General features: G+C 73.5%; 17 protein-coding genes. 9 read left to right on the plus strand and 8 right to left on the minus strand.

Annotated elements, in window-relative coordinates:
- Window positions 1-3 precede the first annotated feature (3 nt).
- Window positions 4-942 (plus strand): hypothetical protein, encoded by a 939-nt coding sequence (locus WMF26_RS49260; protein ID WP_437334876.1) that lies wholly within the window; start codon window positions 4-6, stop codon window positions 940-942.
- A gap of 17 nt (window positions 943-959) precedes the next feature.
- Here the strand turns inward: WMF26_RS49260 and WMF26_RS49265 are convergent, their stop codons facing one another.
- The 3 genes from WMF26_RS49265 to WMF26_RS49275 all read right to left on the minus strand — a co-directional run bounded on the left by WMF26_RS49265 (window position 960) and on the right by WMF26_RS49275 (window position 2,554).
- On the minus strand, window positions 960-1,364 hold the full coding sequence (locus tag WMF26_RS49265) for a type II toxin-antitoxin system VapC family toxin (protein WP_437998360.1): 405 nt from the start codon (window positions 1,362-1,364) through the stop codon (window positions 960-962).
- Window positions 1,361-1,609 (minus strand): type II toxin-antitoxin system Phd/YefM family antitoxin, encoded by a 249-nt coding sequence (locus WMF26_RS49270; RefSeq protein WP_437998361.1) that lies wholly within the window; start codon window positions 1,607-1,609, stop codon window positions 1,361-1,363. Before WMF26_RS49270 ends, WMF26_RS49265 begins: the two co-directional genes overlap by 4 nt.
- A 162-nt stretch (window positions 1,610-1,771) precedes the next feature.
- Window positions 1,772-2,554 carry an HAD family hydrolase gene (locus WMF26_RS49275; protein ID WP_437998362.1) on the minus strand — a complete coding sequence of 261 codons (783 nt, stop codon included), beginning with the start codon at window positions 2,552-2,554 and terminating at the stop codon, window positions 1,772-1,774.
- Between the two features lie 197 nt (window positions 2,555-2,751).
- Here WMF26_RS49275 and WMF26_RS49280 point away from each other — a divergent pair, with 197 nt between their 5' ends.
- The 3 genes from WMF26_RS49280 to WMF26_RS49290 all read left to right on the plus strand — a co-directional run bounded on the left by WMF26_RS49280 (window position 2,752) and on the right by WMF26_RS49290 (window position 4,636).
- On the plus strand, window positions 2,752-3,558 hold the full coding sequence (locus WMF26_RS49280) for a Uma2 family endonuclease (RefSeq protein WP_437952988.1): 807 nt from the start codon (window positions 2,752-2,754) through the stop codon (window positions 3,556-3,558).
- Between the two features lie 126 nt (window positions 3,559-3,684).
- Window positions 3,685-3,954 carry a DUF2277 domain-containing protein gene (locus WMF26_RS49285; protein ID WP_020741965.1) on the plus strand — a complete coding sequence of 90 codons (270 nt, stop codon included), beginning with the start codon at window positions 3,685-3,687 and terminating at the stop codon, window positions 3,952-3,954.
- A 103-nt stretch (window positions 3,955-4,057) separates the two neighbouring features.
- Window positions 4,058-4,636 carry a Uma2 family endonuclease gene (locus tag WMF26_RS49290; protein ID WP_437998363.1) on the plus strand — a complete coding sequence of 193 codons (579 nt, stop codon included), beginning with the start codon at window positions 4,058-4,060 and terminating at the stop codon, window positions 4,634-4,636.
- A 60-nt stretch (window positions 4,637-4,696) separates the two neighbouring features.
- Here WMF26_RS49290 and WMF26_RS49295 read toward each other — a convergent pair whose 3' ends face one another.
- Both WMF26_RS49295 and WMF26_RS49300 read right to left on the minus strand, forming a co-directional pair.
- The gene (locus tag WMF26_RS49295; RefSeq protein WP_437998364.1) at window positions 4,697-7,156 is read right to left on the minus strand and encodes a substrate-binding domain-containing protein; all 2,460 of its coding nucleotides are present in this window, start codon (window positions 7,154-7,156) and stop codon (window positions 4,697-4,699) included.
- Between the two features lie 11 nt (window positions 7,157-7,167).
- Complete coding sequence (locus tag WMF26_RS49300; protein ID WP_061621854.1) at window positions 7,168-7,425, minus strand: hypothetical protein; 258 nt, start codon at window positions 7,423-7,425, stop codon at window positions 7,168-7,170.
- On the opposite strand from WMF26_RS49300, the gene WMF26_RS49305 reads away from it, so the two are divergent.
- The 3 genes from WMF26_RS49305 (at window position 7,424) to WMF26_RS49315 (ending at window position 10,428) form a co-directional block, all read left to right on the plus strand.
- Window positions 7,424-9,007: a nucleotide-binding protein gene (locus WMF26_RS49305; protein ID WP_437998365.1), complete on the plus strand. Its 1,584-nt coding sequence runs from the start codon at window positions 7,424-7,426 to the stop codon at window positions 9,005-9,007. The two genes, WMF26_RS49300 and WMF26_RS49305, sit on opposite strands and share 2 nt — an antisense overlap.
- Before the next feature lie 126 nt (window positions 9,008-9,133).
- Entirely contained in the window at window positions 9,134-10,087 is a 954-nt protein-coding gene (locus WMF26_RS49310; RefSeq protein WP_437998366.1) for an esterase/lipase family protein, read from the plus strand.
- Window positions 10,087-10,428 carry a hypothetical protein gene (locus WMF26_RS49315; RefSeq protein ID WP_437952993.1) on the plus strand — a complete coding sequence of 114 codons (342 nt, stop codon included), beginning with the start codon at window positions 10,087-10,089 and terminating at the stop codon, window positions 10,426-10,428. The genes WMF26_RS49310 and WMF26_RS49315 overlap by 1 nt, the downstream gene beginning before the upstream one ends.
- A gap of 118 nt (window positions 10,429-10,546) precedes the next feature.
- On the opposite strand, the gene WMF26_RS49320 is transcribed toward WMF26_RS49315, so the two are convergent.
- A complete protein-coding gene (locus WMF26_RS49320) occupies window positions 10,547-11,272 on the minus strand; it encodes a helix-turn-helix transcriptional regulator (RefSeq protein ID WP_061629761.1) in 726 nt (241 codons plus the stop codon).
- Between the two features lie 82 nt (window positions 11,273-11,354).
- Here WMF26_RS49320 and WMF26_RS49325 point away from each other — a divergent pair, with 82 nt between their 5' ends.
- On the plus strand, window positions 11,355-12,083 hold the full coding sequence (locus tag WMF26_RS49325) for a glutathione S-transferase family protein (RefSeq protein ID WP_437998367.1): 729 nt from the start codon (window positions 11,355-11,357) through the stop codon (window positions 12,081-12,083).
- Window positions 12,084-12,149: 66 nt separating this feature from the next.
- On the opposite strand, the gene WMF26_RS49330 is transcribed toward WMF26_RS49325, so the two are convergent.
- Window positions 12,150-14,426: a beta-propeller domain-containing protein gene (locus tag WMF26_RS49330; RefSeq protein WP_437998368.1), complete on the minus strand. Its 2,277-nt coding sequence runs from the start codon at window positions 14,424-14,426 to the stop codon at window positions 12,150-12,152.
- A 480-nt stretch (window positions 14,427-14,906) separates the two neighbouring features.
- Complete coding sequence (locus WMF26_RS49335; RefSeq protein ID WP_437998369.1) at window positions 14,907-16,760, minus strand: hypothetical protein; 1,854 nt, start codon at window positions 16,758-16,760, stop codon at window positions 14,907-14,909.
- Between the two features lie 422 nt (window positions 16,761-17,182).
- Between WMF26_RS49335 and WMF26_RS49340 the strand changes: the two genes are divergently transcribed.
- Window positions 17,183-18,025, plus strand: a complete 843-nt coding sequence (locus tag WMF26_RS49340; protein WP_437952997.1) for a Uma2 family endonuclease — start codon at window positions 17,183-17,185, stop codon at window positions 18,023-18,025.
- The last annotated feature ends 19 nt before the right edge of the window (window positions 18,026-18,044 follow it).

Raw genomic sequence — 18,044 nt, forward strand, 5'->3', positions numbered from 1 at the left:
GCCATGCCCTTCAGCAATCTGAGCTCCCCCCGCAAGGTGCACGGCCTCGATGCGGAGATCCGCGGCGCCGCGTTCCTCGCGAGCCCCGGCCTGGTCGCGATGGTGTCGACCGACCCCGTGCGCCTCGGCGTCTGCCCGATCGGCGGCGCCGGCGCGAAGACGACGAACCTGTCGCTCTCCTCGGCGCACGACGTGGCGCTGCTCTCGAAGGACGTGGCCGTGGTGCGGAGCGACGACGCGGTCTGGGCGCTGCTCGGCATCACGCACGGCCCGAAGCTCGATCAGGTCGGGCGGGACGCGCGGCAGCTCGCGACGCGCCCCTCCGGCGAGACGGCGCTGTCGCTGGGGTGGGACGGCAGCGCGACGGAGCTGAAGCTCGACAAGACCGAGGTGAACGGCCGCACGTTCGCGGTGCGCGGCGCGGCGCGGGCGTTCGACGTGACCGACACCGAGACGCACGCGGTGATGGACGGCGCCGGGGAAGGGGGCGAGCTCCGCGTCCACCCCGGCGCGACGCCCGAGCCGGGCCCGACGCTGCGCGCCTCGCTGCCGCGCGCGGCCCAGAACCTCGACCGGGTGCGCGGCGGCCCGAAGCTGACGGCGGTGTACAAGCGCGGCGCGAGCGCGGCCTGCGCGGTCGTGCGGTCGTCGGGCAAGCTGGCGGCGAAGATGCTCGCCTTCAGCGACCCGGTCGCCGATGTGGCGGTCCTCGAGTCGAGCCTGTTCGCCTGCTTCGCCGACGGCCGCGTCGCGCTGTTCGACGGCGCCGCCATCGAGGCCGCCTCCGGCGCGCCGCTCGCGCCGACGGCCAGCGTCGCGCTCGGCGCCCGCGGCGAGCCGACCGTGCTGGTGGCCGCCGGCAAGGGGTCGCCGACGCTGTGGGTGGGCACGAGCGCCGGGGAGATCTGGAGCCTCGCGGTCGTGCGCAAGCAGGGTGGCTGAGGGGCGGCCTGCTCAAATCAAGGCGGGATCACTCGGCAAAAGGCGCTGCCTCGCTGCGTCATCTCCCTGTCGAGTGTACACAAGGGCACCGCCTCTTGAGCCGCGAGCCAGACGTAGGCGGAGTCCGCTGCGCGAAGCTTCGATGCGATCGCCGTGTCTCGAATTCTTCGCGCGCGCAAGGGACCTATGGTGGCCACATCGATCGCGACGGACATCAGCGCATCGACATAAGCGCATACGGCCGCGGTCGGCTCACCGACGCGCGCCAGCGATGCGCCGACCTCAATCGGAAAGATCGCTGGTACGATGAACTCGTCGAGACCTTCGAGAATGCGCGTGACTCGGGCCCGCGACACAGCATGAGAAGGCTCATTCGGCCGCACGGCGGCAACGGCGACGGAAGCGTCGAGAACGAGCTTCATCGTCGCCCCGAGAGCAGATCTTCCACCGCGCTTTCCTGGGGGGCCGTCGAACCCAGCCCCGCGAACAGTCGCTCTATCTCCACCTTGGACAGATGCGGCTTTGGCGGGACAGCCACATCGATCGGCACGATCGCAGCCACGGGCTTGCCATGCCGTAGGATCAAGGTGCGCCTTTTGTGATGCTCCGCTTCATCCACCAAGGCGGAAAGGTGAGCCTTTGCTTCCGCGAGCGACGCCTTGCGCATATGACCATTATGACCAGATCTCTCGCTTGGGCAAGTCTGGGACCGCTGGACACGCGGTGGAGACGACCATGGGTTCGCCGCTTCCCTGGGGCAACCGGCAGACCACAGAGCGACGCCCCGCGTGGGCTCGAACCGCGCGCCGCGGGCAGCCCGCGCACCCCCTCACGCCGCCCGCGCCGCGATCCGCCCCTCGACCACGGCGTCGGGATCGACCGCGTCGAGCGTCGTCACGACCCGATCCGCCCCCGCGGCGGCCAGCAGCGCGTCGTCGGCGAGCCGCGCCACGCCGAGCGCGGTCATCCCGGCCGCCTTGGCGGCCTGCACCCCGGAGGGGGCGTCCTCGACGACGAGGCAGCGCGCCGGGGGCACGCCGAGCGCGCGCGCGGCGGCCAGGAACAGGTCCGGCGCCGGCTTGCCGTGCGCCACCGCGACGCCGCAGAGGTCGGCGTTGAACAGGTCGATCAGCGTCGTGCCGGGCGCGACGGCCGGGCGGCGGGTGCGCTGCTGCTCGGCGAAGGCGTCGGCGCGGATCCTCCGGAGGAGCTCGCCTGCGTTCCTGGACGACGACGCCGCCGCGATGGGCACGCCGCGCGCCTTGAGCCCTAGGATCAGCCGCATCGCGTCAGGGAAGACGACGAACTCCCCCGCCTCGATCTTCCGGAGCAGCGCCTCCTGCTTGCGCTCGGCGTAGCGCCGCGCGCGCTCGGCGGCGTCGGGCACGCCGAAGTAGTCGAGCGCCGCGCGCGCGCCGCTCTCGCGCGCCTTGCCGGCGACCTCGCTCTGGTAGACGGCCGTCGTGAACCGCTCGGGCGCGTAGCGCGTCTCGGGCGCGATCGCGCGCCACTCGGTCGCCATCAGCGCCTCCAGCGCCTCGCGCCAGGCGCGCTCGTGCGGCGAGTCGACCACCACTCCGTCGACGTCGAAGAGGACCCCCTCGAAACGCATGCCGCCGACATGGCACCCGCGCGCGGCACCGGGAGCCCCGAGCGCGCCCTGGCGATGCGATGCGCCGCCGTCCGCCCGCGCCGGCCGGCGGCCCGCAACGCCTGACGCGCCGCTCGCCCTCGCCTGCCCGCAATGCCCGCCCGCGCCCGCCCGCGCCGCTCGCCCGCGCCCGCCCGCCTCCCGCCGCTGCGCCGGGGGTGCTACGGTCGAAGCTCGTGCCGCCCGTCCGCACCGGAGCCAACCCCCACGCGACGCGCCTCCCGCGCGCGCTCGTCGTCCGCGATCCGGAGCCCGAGGAGCTCCGCGCGACCATCGACTGGTCGGATTGGTACCTCGACGACGCGGACGGCATCGGCGCGTGGGGCGAGCACGACGAGATCGCCCGCCTGCTCCTGTCCTCGATCGCGCAGCTCGCGCGCGAGCGCGGCTGGACCGACCACCACGCCGGGTCGGACCGGTTCTTCGCGTGGGTGCGCGAGGAGCCGCTCGTGCGCGTCTCGCCGGACGTCTACCTCCTCGATCACCGCCCCGCGCCGCCGCTGCCCAAGCAGTGGCAGACCTGGCTGCCCGGCCACCGCCCGCCGCGCTTCGCGCTCGAGATCGTGGCGAGCGACTGGCAAAAGGCCTACGAGGACATCCCGCTCAAGTACTGCCAGCTCGGCTGTCCCGAGCTCGCGATCTTCGATCCGCTGGCCGCCGCGCAGCGGCCGCCCGCCGGCAGGGTGGCGCTCCAGGCCTACCGGCGCGACCCCGACGGCGCGTACGTGCGCGTGCACGCCGGCGCCGGCCCCGCGTGGAGCCCCGCGCTCGACAGCTGGCTCTGCGTCGTGGGCAGCGGGGCCGACGCGCGGCTCCGGCTCGCGCGCCCGGACGGCAAGGGCGAGCTCGTGCCCACCCAGGAAGAGGTCGCGGCGACCGAGGCGCGCGCCAGGGAGGCCGCCGAGGCGCGGGTGCGCGAGCTCGAGGCCCGGGTGCGCGAGCTGGAGCAGCTGGAGCCGCGATAACGCACGTCGCGCAAGGCGCAGCGCCGCAGCGCAGGACGGGAGCGCCGCGCCGGTCGACCGCGCCGTTTTGGCCGTGTTTTCGCCGCGCCGGTTCCACCGCGCCGCGTTCGGCGGTACGCTCGCGGCATGTGTCGGAACATCCGTCCTCTATTCAACTTCGAGCCGCCGGCGACGGAGGAAGAGATCCGGGCGGCCGCCCTGCAATACGTGCGCAAGGTGAGCGGCACCCGCAGCCCCAGCGGGAAGAACGTCGCCTGTTTCGAGCAAGCCGTCGACGACATCGCCGCCATCACGCGCCGGCTCGTCGAGTCGCTGGAGACCACCGCTCCGCCCAAGAACAAGGAAGTCGAGGCCGCGAAGGCCCGCCTCCGCAACGCGCGCCGCTTCGGCACCTGACGCGCCGGTCTGCTCCCCTCGGGCAGCGACGGCAGGCAGGCGGCCGCGCAGCCTGAGTCGCTGAACCTGGCTCCTGCACTGCTGTTACCTTACGTTCGTGCTCATGGGCGACGCCGCCGCCACCCAGCGCATGAGCGCTGCAGCGTATCTCGAGTGGGAGCGCGGGCAGGTCGCTAAGCACGAGTATCGCCTCGGCGAGATCCGCTCGAGGGCGGGCGGCAGCCCGCGGCACAACTTCCTCTCGAACGCCGTGGGGGCGGAGCTCCGCGCGGCCGTTCGCGGCAGGCCGTGCCATGTCCTGTCACCGGACCAGCGGATCTCCGCGAAGCAGGGGGAGCGCTACGTCTACGCGGATGCCGTCGTCGCGTGCGGCGGTGTGCGGATGGAGCCGGGCACCAGCGACGTGCTCGCGAACCCGAGCGTCGCCGTCGAGGTCCTGTCGCCCAGCACCGAGGCGTACGACCGCGGCGAGAAGTGGGCAGCGTATCAGCGCATCCCGTCCCTCACCGACTACCTGCTCGTCTCGCAGACCTCGGTGCGCGTCGAGCACTTCCGGCGCGAGGCCGACGGCTCCTGGCGCTACCTCGTGATCGAGGCGGGAGGCGCGATCTCGCTCGCGATCGGCGCCGCCGTTCCGGTCGACGCCATCTACGAAGGCGCCTTCGAGCTCGACGCCGGCTGAAGGGGCGCGCTCGGCGCCGCCGGCCCGCCGAAGGGCCGAGGGCGCGCCGCGGCGCGCGGCTCACGACCGCGCAGCGTGGGGCGAGCCGCCGTAGACGAGCCGGCCGCCCGTCTTCGACAGCGCGTAGGCGAACCCGAGCTCGAGGGTCGAGCGGGCGACGACGCCCCCGAGGTCCAGCCCGTGCTCCACCATCAGCTGCGCCGCCGCCGGCGTGATGCCGACGAGCACGACCTCGGCCCCGAGCAGCCCCGCCGCCCGCGCCGCCGTCATGAGGTGATCCGCAGCCGCGGTGTCCACCGCCGCCATCCCCGTCACGTCGATCAGCACCACGCGCGCGTGCCGCTCGGAGATCTCCCGCAGCATCGACTCGAGGAAGCGGCCCGAGCGCTGGCTGTCCATCGCCCCGACGATGGGCATCACCAGGATCTGGCGCGCGACCGGGACCACCGGGCTGGAGAGCTCATGGATCGTGCTGAGCAGCGCCGCCTGCTGCCGGTTCGCCTGCTCGAGCTCCTGGGTCCGCTCGGTGACGCGGCGGAGGAGCTGCGCGTTCTCGAGCGCCACCGCCAGGGTGTCGGCGATGCGCTCGATCAGCTCGAGGTCCTCGGGCGAGCACGCCGCGCGCCGCTCGCTGTCGAGGACCAGGACGCCGAGCGCCCTTCCCCGGGCGAGCAGCGGGACGCCGGCCCGCGTGCGGCTGCCCTTCCGGCGCGCCTCGACGACATCCGGCCAGAGGTCGTGCTCGCCCGCCAGCGTGTCGATGACGACCGACCGGCCGGCGCTCAGCACCCGGCCGACCAGCGACTCCCGCTCGAGCCGGGCGCGCCCCTCGACGAGGCCCTGCTCGTCGGCGTCCAGGCTGATGACGAGGAGCTCGCGCGAGCGATCCACCGCCGCGCCCCCGCGCCTCCGGCTCGCGGACTTGCGGCTCGTCTCCAGGGTCAGCTGCTCCGACAGCGGGCGAGACCAGGGCGTGGACTCGAGGGTCACGAGGTCCACGCCGGTGTCGATGAAGCGCGGGAGGCGCCGATCCTCGGCCTGCCCCGGCGCCGGGAGCTCGGCCAGCGCCGCCTCCACCCCCCTCGACACCATGTCGTGGAGCAGCGCGACGGCGCGATAGCCCATGTCGTGCTCGCGCTGGACCACGGCCGCATGGATGGTGCCCTCCCGGAGCATCGCGATCGTCTCGGGGATCAGATCGAACGCCACGATCTTGAGATCTCCCGCCCTCCCCAGGGCCCTCGCGGCCGCGCCCCAGGCCAGGCCGTTCTCGGCGCAAGCCCCGAAGGCGCCGGACAGCCCTCCTTCGCGCAAGGCGTCCAGGGCGAGCTGCATCGCCGCGGAAGTATCGTAGTGGCTCTCCAGCGGAGATCGCATCGAGATGGACGTCCCGAAGGCCGCCGCGCCGAACCCCGCGACCCGATCGCAACCGTTCATGGCGCGGAGCGACGAGACCTGCGCGCCCACGACCCCGCCGTCCGGGAGGAGCCGCGCCATCGTCTCTCCGGCGAGCCGGCCGGCAGCCACGTTGTCGGTGCCGACGTAGGCCAGCGCCCTGCTGCCGTCGGCCGGCGGCGTATCGAACGTGATCACCGGAATCCCGGCCTCCGCCGCTCGCCGGATCGCCGGCTCGAGGGCCGCGGCGTCGGCCGGCGCCACGGCGATGCCGCTCACCCCGCGGCGCACGCCCTCGTCGATGAGCGCGCTCTGGCCGCCCTCGCCGCCGGCGCTGCCGCACCGGTGGATCACGCCGACGCCGAGGGCGCGCCCCGCGACCAGCGCGCCTTCCCGCAGGTTGTTCCAGTAGACCACCGGCGCGCGCCGCGGCGCCCGGTAGACGCGGAGCTCACGGTCCGCGCCGCGCTCGCTCGCGGGCGAGGCCCCGCAGGTGTCGTCCTCCACCAGGGCGAGCTCCACCGCGCTCCATTGCGGCCGCAGCTGCACGCTCTTGATACCGCTCGAGATGATCTCCACGAGCTCCTGCGGGCTGGCCTGCGAGGCCACCGCGTTCAGCACCTCCTCGAGCACGCGGTTCTCGTGGGCCGACCGCGCCTTGTCGTCGAAGAGCTCGCGCCGCTCGAGCGCCGCGCCGGCGCTGCCGGCCAGGGCCATCAGCCGCAACCTGCGCTCGTCCGAAAGCGGCTCCGCGGCCGGCTGCTCGACGGCGAGCACGCCGACCGGCCGCCCGCGCATGCGCACCGCCGCGAGGACCACGACCGCGTCCGCGGGCAGCCAGTCGAGCGCGACCGCGCCCGGCAGGTGCTCTCGGTACCACGCGGCCGCCGCCACGGCGCGCGCGCCGTCGCCCGGGTCGAGCTGCGAGACCGCGCTGGCCGGCCCCGCGTCCGACGGGATCGGCAGCGGGCCTGAGAGCAGGCTCTCGAGGCCCACGGCGGCCCGGTAGAACAGGCGATCTCCCTCTCGGATCAGCAGGCCGCCGCGCCGCGTTCCAGGCAGGCTGTCTGTGGCGTCCTGTACGATGCGATGCAGCGCTGCGAAGAGGTCCAGACCGGTGATCATGCGTGTTCGACCTACACCCCACCGGCGGAGCGCGGCGCGGGGATCGTGCCAGCAGGCGCGATCGGCCGGTCCGTTGTCAAGCCATCCATCCGGCTCCGCCCCGTCATGCGCTCGAAATCGCGGCGGGCGTCGAGCGCTTCGCGCTGGTCGCTCGAGGCCGTCCGGCAGCGGGGAGCGGGCTCGTCCGAGGCGGCGCGCTGGGCGGCATCGGCCGATGACCGCGGTGCGATAGCAACGGACAGCCGCGCTCCGGCACCGGAGAACATCATGAGATGTTCTATTCCTCAGCTCCTCCTCGTCCTCCCTGTGCTCTTCGCGATCCCCGCCGAGGCGGCGTCTCCGCCCTGCGCCCCGATCCGCCGGGGCGGCCCCGGGGACGTCGAGGACGCCGCCGTCCCCCCTCGCGGGCCGCGCCGCGACGTGGACGGCGCGGTCCCGAGCGCGGTCCCGAGCGACGGCGCGCCCCCGCCGCCGTGCCGCGCGGAGGACGCGGAGCCCGCGCGCCGCGAGGCGCCGCGCCCGCCCGCGAGCTATGTGTGCCACCGCTCGTGTCCCGGCGCCGCCCACCTTTTCAGCCGGCGGTACGGCGATCATCGCGAGCAGATCGGGTACTCGGTCGCCGCCGACGGCGCGGGGAACATCGTCCTCGCGGGCTCGGCCGCGGGCACGGTCGACTTCGGCGGCGGGCCGGTCTCCGCCTCGGGGGCGTTCCTCGCGAAGCTCGACGCCGACGGGGGCCTCCTCTGGGGCCGCGCCTTCGACGCCCCGTCATCGTTTGCCTCTGCCGTCGCCGTCGACGCCGACGGCGGCATCCTGCTCGCGGGCGGCTTCCGCGACCCCATCGATCTCGGCGGCGGCCCGCTGATGAACCCCTTCGACGGACTCCAGATCTCGTTCATTGCCAAATTCGACGCCAGCGGCGGCCACCTCTGGAGCCGCGCCGCGTCCGGCGACGAGCGCCACTTCCCGCGCTCTATCGCCGCGGACGGCGCCGGCAACGTCCTCGTCTCGGGCTCGTTCGAGGGCTCCCTCGACTTCTCCGGCGGAGCGTCGCCGCTCGTCAGCACAGGAGGCCTGTTCGACGAGGATATCTTCGTGTCGAAGCTCGACGCCTCCGGCGACCACCTCTGGAGCAAGGCCTTCGGCACCGTGGATATCGATCGCGGCGAGGGCCTCGCGGTCGACGGCGCGGGCAACATCGTGCTCGCGGGGTTCTCCCTGGGCGGCGGCCTCGATTTCGGCGGCCGGCCGCTCCCGAGCGCCGGGAGCTCCGACATCTTCGTCGCCAAGCTCGATCCGGACGGCCATCATGTCTGGAGCCGGAGCTATGGAGATCCCGGCAGCCAGAACGCCTCCGCCGTCGCGGTGGATCCGCGGGGCAACGTCCTCGTGACCGGGGGCTTCGCCGGCAGCGTCGACTTCGGCGGCGGACCGCGCCGCAGCGCGGGCGACAACGACGCGTTCGTCCTGAAGCTCGACCCGAGGGGCCGTCACGTCTGGAGCCGCCGCCTCGGCGGCGCGCTCCGGCAGGACGGCACGGCGATCGCCGCCGACGCGGACGGCAACGTGGCGGTCGCCGGGTTCTTCCGCGGCGCGCTCGATCTCGCGTGCGGGCGGATCGAGAGCGCGGGGGAGGAGGACGTCTTCCTCGTCGAGCTCGACGCCGCCGGCCGCGCGCTGTGGGGCGATCGCTTCGGCGACGCGCAGAGCCAGACGCCCACGGACGTCGCGTTCGACCCGGGCGGGGACGTCCTCCTCACCGGCTACTTCGACGGCGCCCTCGACTTCGGCGGCGGGCCGCTCGCGGGGCAGGGCGGCCGCGACGCGTTCCTCGCGAAGCTCGGGCGCTGAGCGGGCGGGCTGCGCCCCACCCGCCGAGCTCGGCATGCGGCGCCGCTCCGACCTGCAGAGTCGCCCGCCGCCTTGCAGCGCTGCGCGAGGCGCCGATCCGTGCCACGATGCGGGCCGGATCGGCGCATGGGAAACAACCTGGAGCGGGTCGTCGGGGTGCTCAACGGGCTCCTCGGCGACCATCTGCAGCGGACCAGCAACGGCCTCGCGACCGCGATGCAGCTCGTCCGCGACGGACGCCGCCTGCCGCTTGCCAGGGCATTCCCCGCGGCCGCCGCTGCTCGAGCCACACCCCGTGTCGTCGTGCTCGTGCACGGGCTGATGAGCACCGAGGAGATCTGGACGATGCCGGACGGCGAGACGTACGGATCGCGTCTTGCGCGCGACCTCGGGTACACGCCGTTTTACGTGCGGTACAACAGCGGCCTTCGCGTCTCCGAGAACGGCGAGGCCCTGGATGTCCTCCTCGAGCAGCTCGTCTGCGCCTCTCCGGTCGCCGTGGAGGAGCTGGTCCTCATCGGCCACAGCATGGGCGGCCTCGTCGCGCGCAGCGCCGCGCACGCGGCGAGCGACAAACCTCGAAGGTGGCTGCCCCTCGTCAAGCGGGCCTTTTACCTCGGCACACCGCACCTCGGCGCACCGCTGGAGCGCTTCGGCAACGCTGTCACGTGGGCGCTCGCGAGCATCGGCAATCCGTACACGAAGCTCATCGCCGATATCGTCAACCTCCGCAGCGGCGGGATGAAGGACCTGGGCTACGCCAACCTCCGCCGCGAGGACTGGGAGGGCGCCGGCGCCGACGCCCTGCTCCAGAATCGCCGTCATCCCGTGCCCTTGCTCCCCCACATTCGCCATCACCTCATCGCCGGCGCGCTCACGGCCGACCCGAGGCTCTCCCTCTTGTTCGGCGACGCGATGGTCTCGCTGAGGAGCGCCACGGGCCGGGCGGTCGCCGAGGACCGGTGCTCGCCCTTCCCTCAAGCGCACGCGCGGATCATGCCGTCGCTCGGGCACCTGCGTTTGGCCCACGACCCGGACGTCTACGCGCAGATCCGCGCGTGGTGCGAGGAGGCGGTGTGATGGAGCGGTGGCGCGGCTTGAAGGATCTCGTGCAGGAGGCGGTCGAGCACGGCTCGCGGGCCGTGGAGCGCCTGCAGAAGCACGCGGCGAAGCTGCCCTTCGATCTGCTGGAGCAGATCCCCCCGATCCAGGCGCCCGTGAGGGGGATTCGGGTCATCCACGATACGACGCTGTCCGGCGTCCACGGGACGATCCGCCTCGTCAACCGCGCTGTGGGGGCCACGGTGGATGTGGTCCTCGTTCTCCTGGAGCAGAAGGCACGGCCGGCGGAAGCGCCGGACCGCAGCGCGGGCGCCGCGCCGGACGCGCCCTCCGGCGGCCCGGACGCCGAGGCGCCCTGAGCCCGGGGGCTGCCCGCTGCGCGCGGCTCCGCCGGCGCCGAACGACGCGCTGGCACGACCGGCGGCGCGGGCGGAGCGGCCCCCACGCATCAGCTCCCGGCCAGGGTCGAACGCCGCGTCACTCCCCGGCGCGCGGCGCGCCCGTGCGCTTCCACAGCTCGCGGCGCGCGGGCAGGGTTGCGCGCCACCGCGCGCGCAGCGCGCTCGGCCTCTCGCCGTAGCGCTCCTTCAGGAACGTGGCGCCGACCACGCGGTCGGTGCGAAAGGAGCGGAAGTCCTGGCGGACCTCGCACCACGCCACGAGGAGGCGCGTCGACTCGCGATACCCGACCACGACGGGCCACACGACGCGCTCGCTCTCGCGGCCCGCCTCGTCGCGGTAGCGGAGCGCGATCTTCGTGCCGGCGCGGATCGACGCGCGCACCTCGGCCAGGTCGAGCCCGTCGGGGACCTGGTCCAGCGCGGGGGGCGTGCCCGTCGTCGGCTCGAGCACGAGCGGGCGTAGCCGCTCGGGGACCGTCGCGGCGATCTTCGCGATGAGGTCCTGCGCCGCCCTCCGCAGGGCGGCGTCCCCGCGGTGGGCGACCCACTGCGCGCCGAGGACCGCGACCTCGATCTCGTCGGGCGTGAGCATCAGCGGCGGCATGTCGAAGCCGCGCTCGAGCACGTAGCCGGTGCCGGCCTCGCCCCGGATCGGGACGCGCTGGGCGAGGAGATCCGCGACGTCGCGGTACACCGTCCGCTTCGACGTCTCGAGCTCCTCGGCGAGCGCCGCCGCGGTGACCGGCGCCCGCTGCCGGCGCAGGATCTGAAGGATCTGGAACAATCGGTCGGCGCGCCGCACGAGGATGCTGACACCAGGTTGTCAGCAGGGCGAGGCTACATCAAGCGCGGTCCACGGCGGACCCAAGCTCCCGGAGGTTCTCATGATCACGCTTTACGGCTTCGGCCCCACGTTCGGCTTGCCCGAAGCCAGCCCCTATGTGACGAAGACCGAGGTCCAGCTCAAGCTCCTCGGCCTGCCCTACCGGAAGGAGCGCGCGCGGCCCGACCTGTCGCCGAAGGGGCAGCTTCCCTTCATCGACGACGACGGCGCGCGCGTCGCCGACTCGCACTTCATCCGCGAGCACCTCGAGCGGAAGTACGGCAAGGATCTCGACGCGGGCCTCGACGCGCGGCAGCGCGCCGAGGCGTGGGCCATCGAGCGCATGCTCGAGAACCATTTCGTCGCGACCTCGGGGTACGCGCGCTGGCTCATCCCGGAGAACTTCGCGAAGGGCCCGGCGCACTTCGTCGACGGCGCGCCGGAGGAGCAGCGCCCGAAGCTGCGCGAGGAGCTCCTCGCGCGCGTCCGCGAGAACTACCGCGCGCTCGGCATCGCGCGTCACTCGAACGAGGAGATCGTCTCGCTCGGCGTGCGCTCGCTGACCGCGCTCTCGGCGCTGCTCGGGGACAGGCCGTACCTGTTCGGCGGGCGCCCCGCGGGCGTCGACGCGACGGCCTTCGCGGCGCTGGCCGGCATCCTCACGCCCTTCTTCGACTCGCCGCTGAGGCGCAGGGCCGAGGGCTTCGCGAACCTCGTCGCCTACACCGCGCGGCTCATGCGTGAGTTCTACCCGGATCACCCGTGGGAGGCGCCCCGGCAGGGGGCCTGAGCGCCGCGGCGCCGCCGCGGCGCCCCCGCTCGAGGGGCGCCGCGGCCTGCGTTCCGCCGCCCGGCGCTACTCCTCGCCGCGGGGAGCCGGCGTCGGCGCGGGCTCGGCGGGCCCGGGCTCGGCGACGTCGCCGCCGCCGCCGCAAGCGGACCCCCACGAGGTCGGGGCGGGCAGGGGCAGCGACGCCACCGGCGTCGCGAGGTCGTCGAGCGCGTTCACGAGCACGCCGCCGTGCGAGATCGAGTAGACGTAGTCCTCGACGAACACGCCGCGCTTCACGTCGGCGCCGCCGTAGTAGTAGCACCCCGACGTCGCGCTGAAGAAGCCGCTGTGGTCGACCGAGCCGAGGTGGCTGAACCCGTCGGCGACATCGACGTTGAAGAGCTCCAGCGTGCTCGCGACCGCGCCGGTCTCCCGGTCGTAGCTCACGACCGGGAAGGCGAGCACGTCGCGCTCACCGTAGTACGTGAACGCCTTGTGGTTGTACTCGGCCTCGGAAGACGTGTAGTCCCCCTCGAGCGACTTCTTGTGCAGGAGCTCCGGCGCCGACGGGTCCGTGACGTCGAAGATCTGCAGCGCCAGGCCGGTCACCACGCCGCTCTCGTCGCCGTCCCTGCCGATCGCCAGGAGGTGCCCGTCGTCGAGCGGGTGCATGTACTCGCTGAAGCCGGGGATCTTGAGCTCGCCCGCGACGGAGGGCGACTCGGGGTCGGAGAGATCGAGCACGAAGAGCGGGTCGACCCGGAGGAACGTCACCACGTAGCCGCGATCCCCGATGAACCGGGTCGAGCGGATCTGCTCGCCCGGGGCCAGGTCGGTGATGGCGCCGATGCGCGAGAGCTCGGCCCCTTGCGGCTCGAGGACGAACACGCCGTTGCGGGTCGTCCACCGCTCGGTCCCGGGCACCATGGCGGTCGTCGAGACGCGGAGCTTGCCGTTGTGCTCGTCGAGCGAGAACTGGTTGAGGATGTGGCCGGGCACCGAGCCCGACGCGACGTACCGGGGCTGGCTCGGGTCGGCGACCAGATCGAACTTGTGCAGGTGCGTGACGTCCGTGCTCGCGTTCACCGCGCTGGGCGCCGTCGGCGCCTGCCAGCCGCGCGCGGCGACATAGAGGGCGTCGTGGCTCGAGTACACGGTGTCGGTCGCGCCGATGATCGAGGTCGACGCCGGCGCCTCGTCGAGGTCGGCGAGGTCGATCGACTCGATCTGCGTCAGGCCGTACGACGTCGTGCCCGTCTCGGGGACGTAGAAGTCCGCGCAGCTCGCGCCGAGCTCGGTGACCGTCTCCCCCTGCTTCTCGAAGCGGTACGGCAGCCACGCCGACAGCGACGAGCCCTCGATGATCGCCGTGTTCTCGGCGCGGAGCTGCTCGAACGCCGCGGTCCACGCCTCGGCGGTCTCGGGGAAGGCGGTGAGGTCGGTGGGCCAGTAGTTGAGCGCGGGGCCGTGGGCGCCGCCGGACAGCACCGTGCGGACGTCGTCGCCCGCGCGCCGCGACGAGGCGTAGCCGCCCTCGAAGTAGAGCTCCCTGGCCACGCTGGGGGCGCCGCCCGCGAGGCTCAGGACGGTGAGCTTCGTGAGCGGGGCGTAGGCGTCGGGCGGCGGGGGCGCGTCGGTCACCGGCTCATCGGGGGACGGGGCGCCGTCCGGCGGCGTGGGCTCGGTGTCGCCGTCCGGCATCGGCTCCGCGGGCTTGTCGGCGCCGTCCGGCGGCGGGTCGCCGCCGCCCGGGTTGGACGGCGTGCCGGACCCCTCCGGGGGCGCCGGCGCATCGTCCTGGTCCGGCCCGCTGCCCGGCGCGCTGCCCGGCGTGCCGGCGGGCGCGCTGCCCGGATCGCCGGCGCCTGCGGGCAAGGCGATGCCGATGTCGATCCTGTAGTCGTAGTACCCCGGCCGCGGCTCGACGCCCGCCTTCTCGTAGATCGCGGCCCCGTTGACCGACGAGTAGACGACGACCTTGTCGCCCGCCACGAACATCTCGAGCGGGCTGCCCTCGATCGCGAGCGAGCTGCCCACCGCGAGCGACGACGCCGGCCACGCGGTCAGCGTGTAGAAGCTCTGGTCGTGCAGGATGTAGAGGTTGTTCCCGTCGGTCTTGACGATATCGGCCTCATCGACGCCGGCGACCTGGGTGTTCGTGTCCGAGTGGGCGGGGGCATCGCTCTCGCCGCCCGACGCCGCGTCCTCGGGGCTGCCGGCCACGGGCGGCGTCGGGGAAGGTACGCCGGTGGGGTCCGCGGCCCCCCCGGGCATGGCGACGCCGGGGCCGCCGAAGCCGACGCCGCGGCCGTCGCTGATCGCCCCGTAGCTCGCGATCATGGCGTCGATCTGGGCGTTCATCTTGGCGAGCGCGTCCTGCTTCAGCAGCGCTTCGAGGTCGTCGCACGACTGAGCCCGGTGGAGCGCCGCGCGCTGCGACGCGCTCTCGTCGGGTCCGGGTGACGAGGACTCCGTGACGCATCCGACGGCGAGGAGGCCTGTTGCTAGGAGAAGCCAGAGAGAGGAATGGGCGCGGTGGGTTCGCATGGTGCCCGCCGGCGTCGCAAGGCCCGCGCCAGCCGCCCGCTCGCTCGATTCACCGCGAAATGCGGCGGTTCGCGCGCGCGCACGGCCCGCCGCGCGGCGCGAGGCACGACATGCATGCGCTGGCGGAGGCCGCCTGGCACACGTGTGCCATGGATGGGTGATGAGACTGGCTATTTCCGCCAATACGCGATGAGACGGAGGTTCGTTGGGCCCGGACGGACGCGCCGTATCGGGGGGCACGTGTCCGAGGGCGGCGGGGGCTCGCTCTCCCGGCCGGGACGCCTGCGCGCGGCGTCAGAGGGGAACGGGCGCGGGGGGGATCTTGAACACGTCCCATGCGGGCGTGTGGTTGCTCGTGTTCGTGGTCTGGTTCCAGAGATAGATCGACGGGTACGTGGTCACCGTCGTGCCCTCCACGACGACGCCGGTCACGTAGAGCTGCGACGCCTTCTTCTGCGGGTCCTTCTGGAGGGTGTAGCCGTCGCGGGACGACGAGAAGATGACCCAGTAATACGTCTTGCCGTCGACGGTCGTGGCCTCCGGCGACCACCTGGGCCAGCTGTTGTGGATCCCCGGGCTCGTGACGCCGACGCAGGCCGGCGGATCGTTGGCCGCGAGCCGCGTCGCCGCGCCGCCGGCCGCGGGGACGACGTAGATGTCGGACGCGGGGTTATAGTACATCTCCCCCGGGCTCGGCGTCCGGTTGAACGCGATCAGCCGGTCGTCGGGCGAGAAGGCGGGGTAATACTCGTTGAACGCCGGCTCCGCGGCGCCCTGCAGCGGCGTCGCCGCGCCGCCCTGCCGGTCGTTGTAGGGCACCGTGTAGAGATCGCCAGCCCCGGCGGCGATCCGCCCGTCCTTGCCGGCGTCGGTGGACACGTAAACGATGGTGTCGCCGTCGTGGCTCCAGTCCGGCATCAGCGCTCCGCGCGTGTCGCCCGCGCGCGGGATGAAGCCGTAAGCGGTCCCCTCCGCGGCCGCCATTTCTTCCTTGACCAGGTTGGGGTTGGCGTCGAGCGGGTAGGTCGGCACCGGCGACTCCAGGTCGAACCACGCGAGGCGCGCGTTCGGCATGGCGCTGTACGACTGGCCGTCCCAGACCGTGCCGCGATCCCGGCCATAGGAGGTGACGACGATCCGGTCTCCCGGGGAGAAGTGCGCTGCCGACATCCTCGGCGCGCCGAGCCAGGCCTGGCTCATCGCCTCCGAGCCGCCCGGCGTGACGTACGAGGGGACCTCGCCCACGGAGTCCTTCTGCACGGAGGCGATGGCGAGCCCCCACGGCCAGTGATCCGTGAAGATGACGGACTCGCCGTCGGGCGTCGACGTGTGGCACCCGATGCACCTCACCGCGCCGTCGTTCCGGAGGCCGCCGTTCTCGGTCCTGCGGCCGCCCTGCTGCACCTGCTCGACCTTGAGCGCGTCGACGACGCCCTCCTCGCCCACGCCGAACCCGGCCAGCCACGCGTCCGCCGGCCCTTCGCCGATCGCCGCCCAGTACACCATGCTGCCGCCGGCCGGGGCCGGCGCGATGGTGATCGGCCCGGAGGTGCCGACGAGCGGCGCGCCCGGCGCGCTCGTCGACACCGAGCGGATCGTGATGGTGATCGGCTCGTTCCGGACATGCGACGCCAGCTTCTCCCACATGTCCTTGGGCATCTTCCATTCGCGGTTCGTCGTGTAGACGACCAGGTCGTTCTTCTCCCGGTCGGCGTGCACGCGGATCTCGAACAGGTCCTGCCCCTCGGGCGCGGTCCACCGGAACCTCGGCCGCAGCCAGTTGTTCGGGAAGAGCGCCCCGATCTCCGGCTCGGCGAGGCACGGCCCGCCCGGCGCGCCGCTGCCCGGGGCGCCGAACAGCTCGGGCGCGTTGGCCGGCGGCGGCGTCCCGGCGTCGTCGAGCACCGGGGCCGCGGGGAAGTCCTCGCAGACCTCGCAGGGGGGCGGCTCGACGGGGCCGCCGCTGCCCACGTCGAAGATGTTCCCCGTCCCCGCGCCGAACTCCTCCGGCGCCCCGCCCGAGCCGCCGGCGCCCTGGCCCTGCTGCGGGGAGCCGCTCGGGCTTGCCGAGCAGGCGACCACGAAGGCTGCGCCGATGGAGGCAGCGCCGACAAATCGAGTCCCGATCCGATGTTGCAAGGTTCTCATTCAGGTTCCTCCGTGCGCGCGCTCAGGGCTCGATTCGCCCGGACCACCACGCGGATCGGCGTGCCCGGATCCGGGCAGACGCGATGGTCGCGTGGTCACCGTGGTGCTGTTGTTTGGTCGCGCCGGTCTCCGGCGGCGGCCAACCGCAGATAGCGAGATCGCTCGGCGCGACGCGCCGCCCTTCCCGGCGTGAAAGATGTAAAGAAAGCTCTGAGCAGGTAGGAAGACATGGAACCTTTGCCCCTGTCAAGCGAGCCGCAGGTACATGTCGCCTGAAGGGGGCGCGCAGGGAGCGCTCAGGGGGCAGCCCATGCCGCCCGACGAGGCGCTCGGCGAGGGCGCCCGGGTCGTGAGGCGTCCGCATCCGACGCCGGCGCGCCGCTGCGTTCCCGCGGGACGTGCCGGGGTGCTAGTTTCCCCGCGTGGCCTCGCCGAACCGCATCGGGTACCCGCTCAGCCCCCGGCGGCCGCCCCGCGCGCTCGTGCTCCGCGATCTGTCGCCCGAGGAGGCCAGCGCCGCGATCGACTGGTCCGGCTGGTACTTGCCCGATGATGCGGAGCGTCACGGCAAGGCCGAGCGGTCCGGGATCGTCCGCCTGCTGCTCTCGGTGCTCGCGCAGCTCGCGCGCGAGCGCGGCTGGGTCGACTGGTACGCCGGCGCCGACCACGCCTTCGCCTGGGTGCGGGCCGAGCCGCTGGTGCGCGTCCTGCCCGACCTGTACGTCCTCGATCACCGCCCGTTGCCGCCGCTGCCGCGGCAGTGGCAGACGTGGCTGCCGGGCCACCGCCCGCCGCGGTTCGCGCTGGAGATCGTCACGGGCGACCATCGCCGGGCGTACGAGGTCGCGCCGGCCAAATACTGGCAGCTCGGCTGCCCCGAGCTCCTGCTCTTCGATCCCGAGGCGGCCTCGGCCCGCGCGCCGCTCTCCGAGGAGCGCGTGCCGCTCCAGCTCTACCGCCGCGATCCGGACGGCACCTACCTGCGCGTCCACGCCGGCGCCGATCCCCTCTGGATCGAGGCGTTCGACGCGCACGTGGTCGTGCTGAAGGACGGCCCGCACCCGACGCTGCGCGTCGCGCGGACCTCCCGCGCGACCGATCTCGTGCCCGCCGAGGAGGAGGCCCTCCGCGCCGAGGGCGAGGCGCGCGCCCAGGAGCAGCGCGCCCGCGTCGCCGAGCAGCGCGCCCGCGCCGCCGCCGAGGCGCGCGTGCGCGAGCTCGAGGCGCGCGTGCGCGACCTGGAGGCCCGGGTCACGCGCCGCTGAGCGCGCTCGCCGGCGCGCG

This window comes from Sorangium sp. So ce185 (assembly GCF_051526825.1).
GTDB classification, from domain to species: Bacteria; Myxococcota_A; Polyangia; order Polyangiales; family Polyangiaceae; genus Sorangium; species Sorangium cellulosum_D.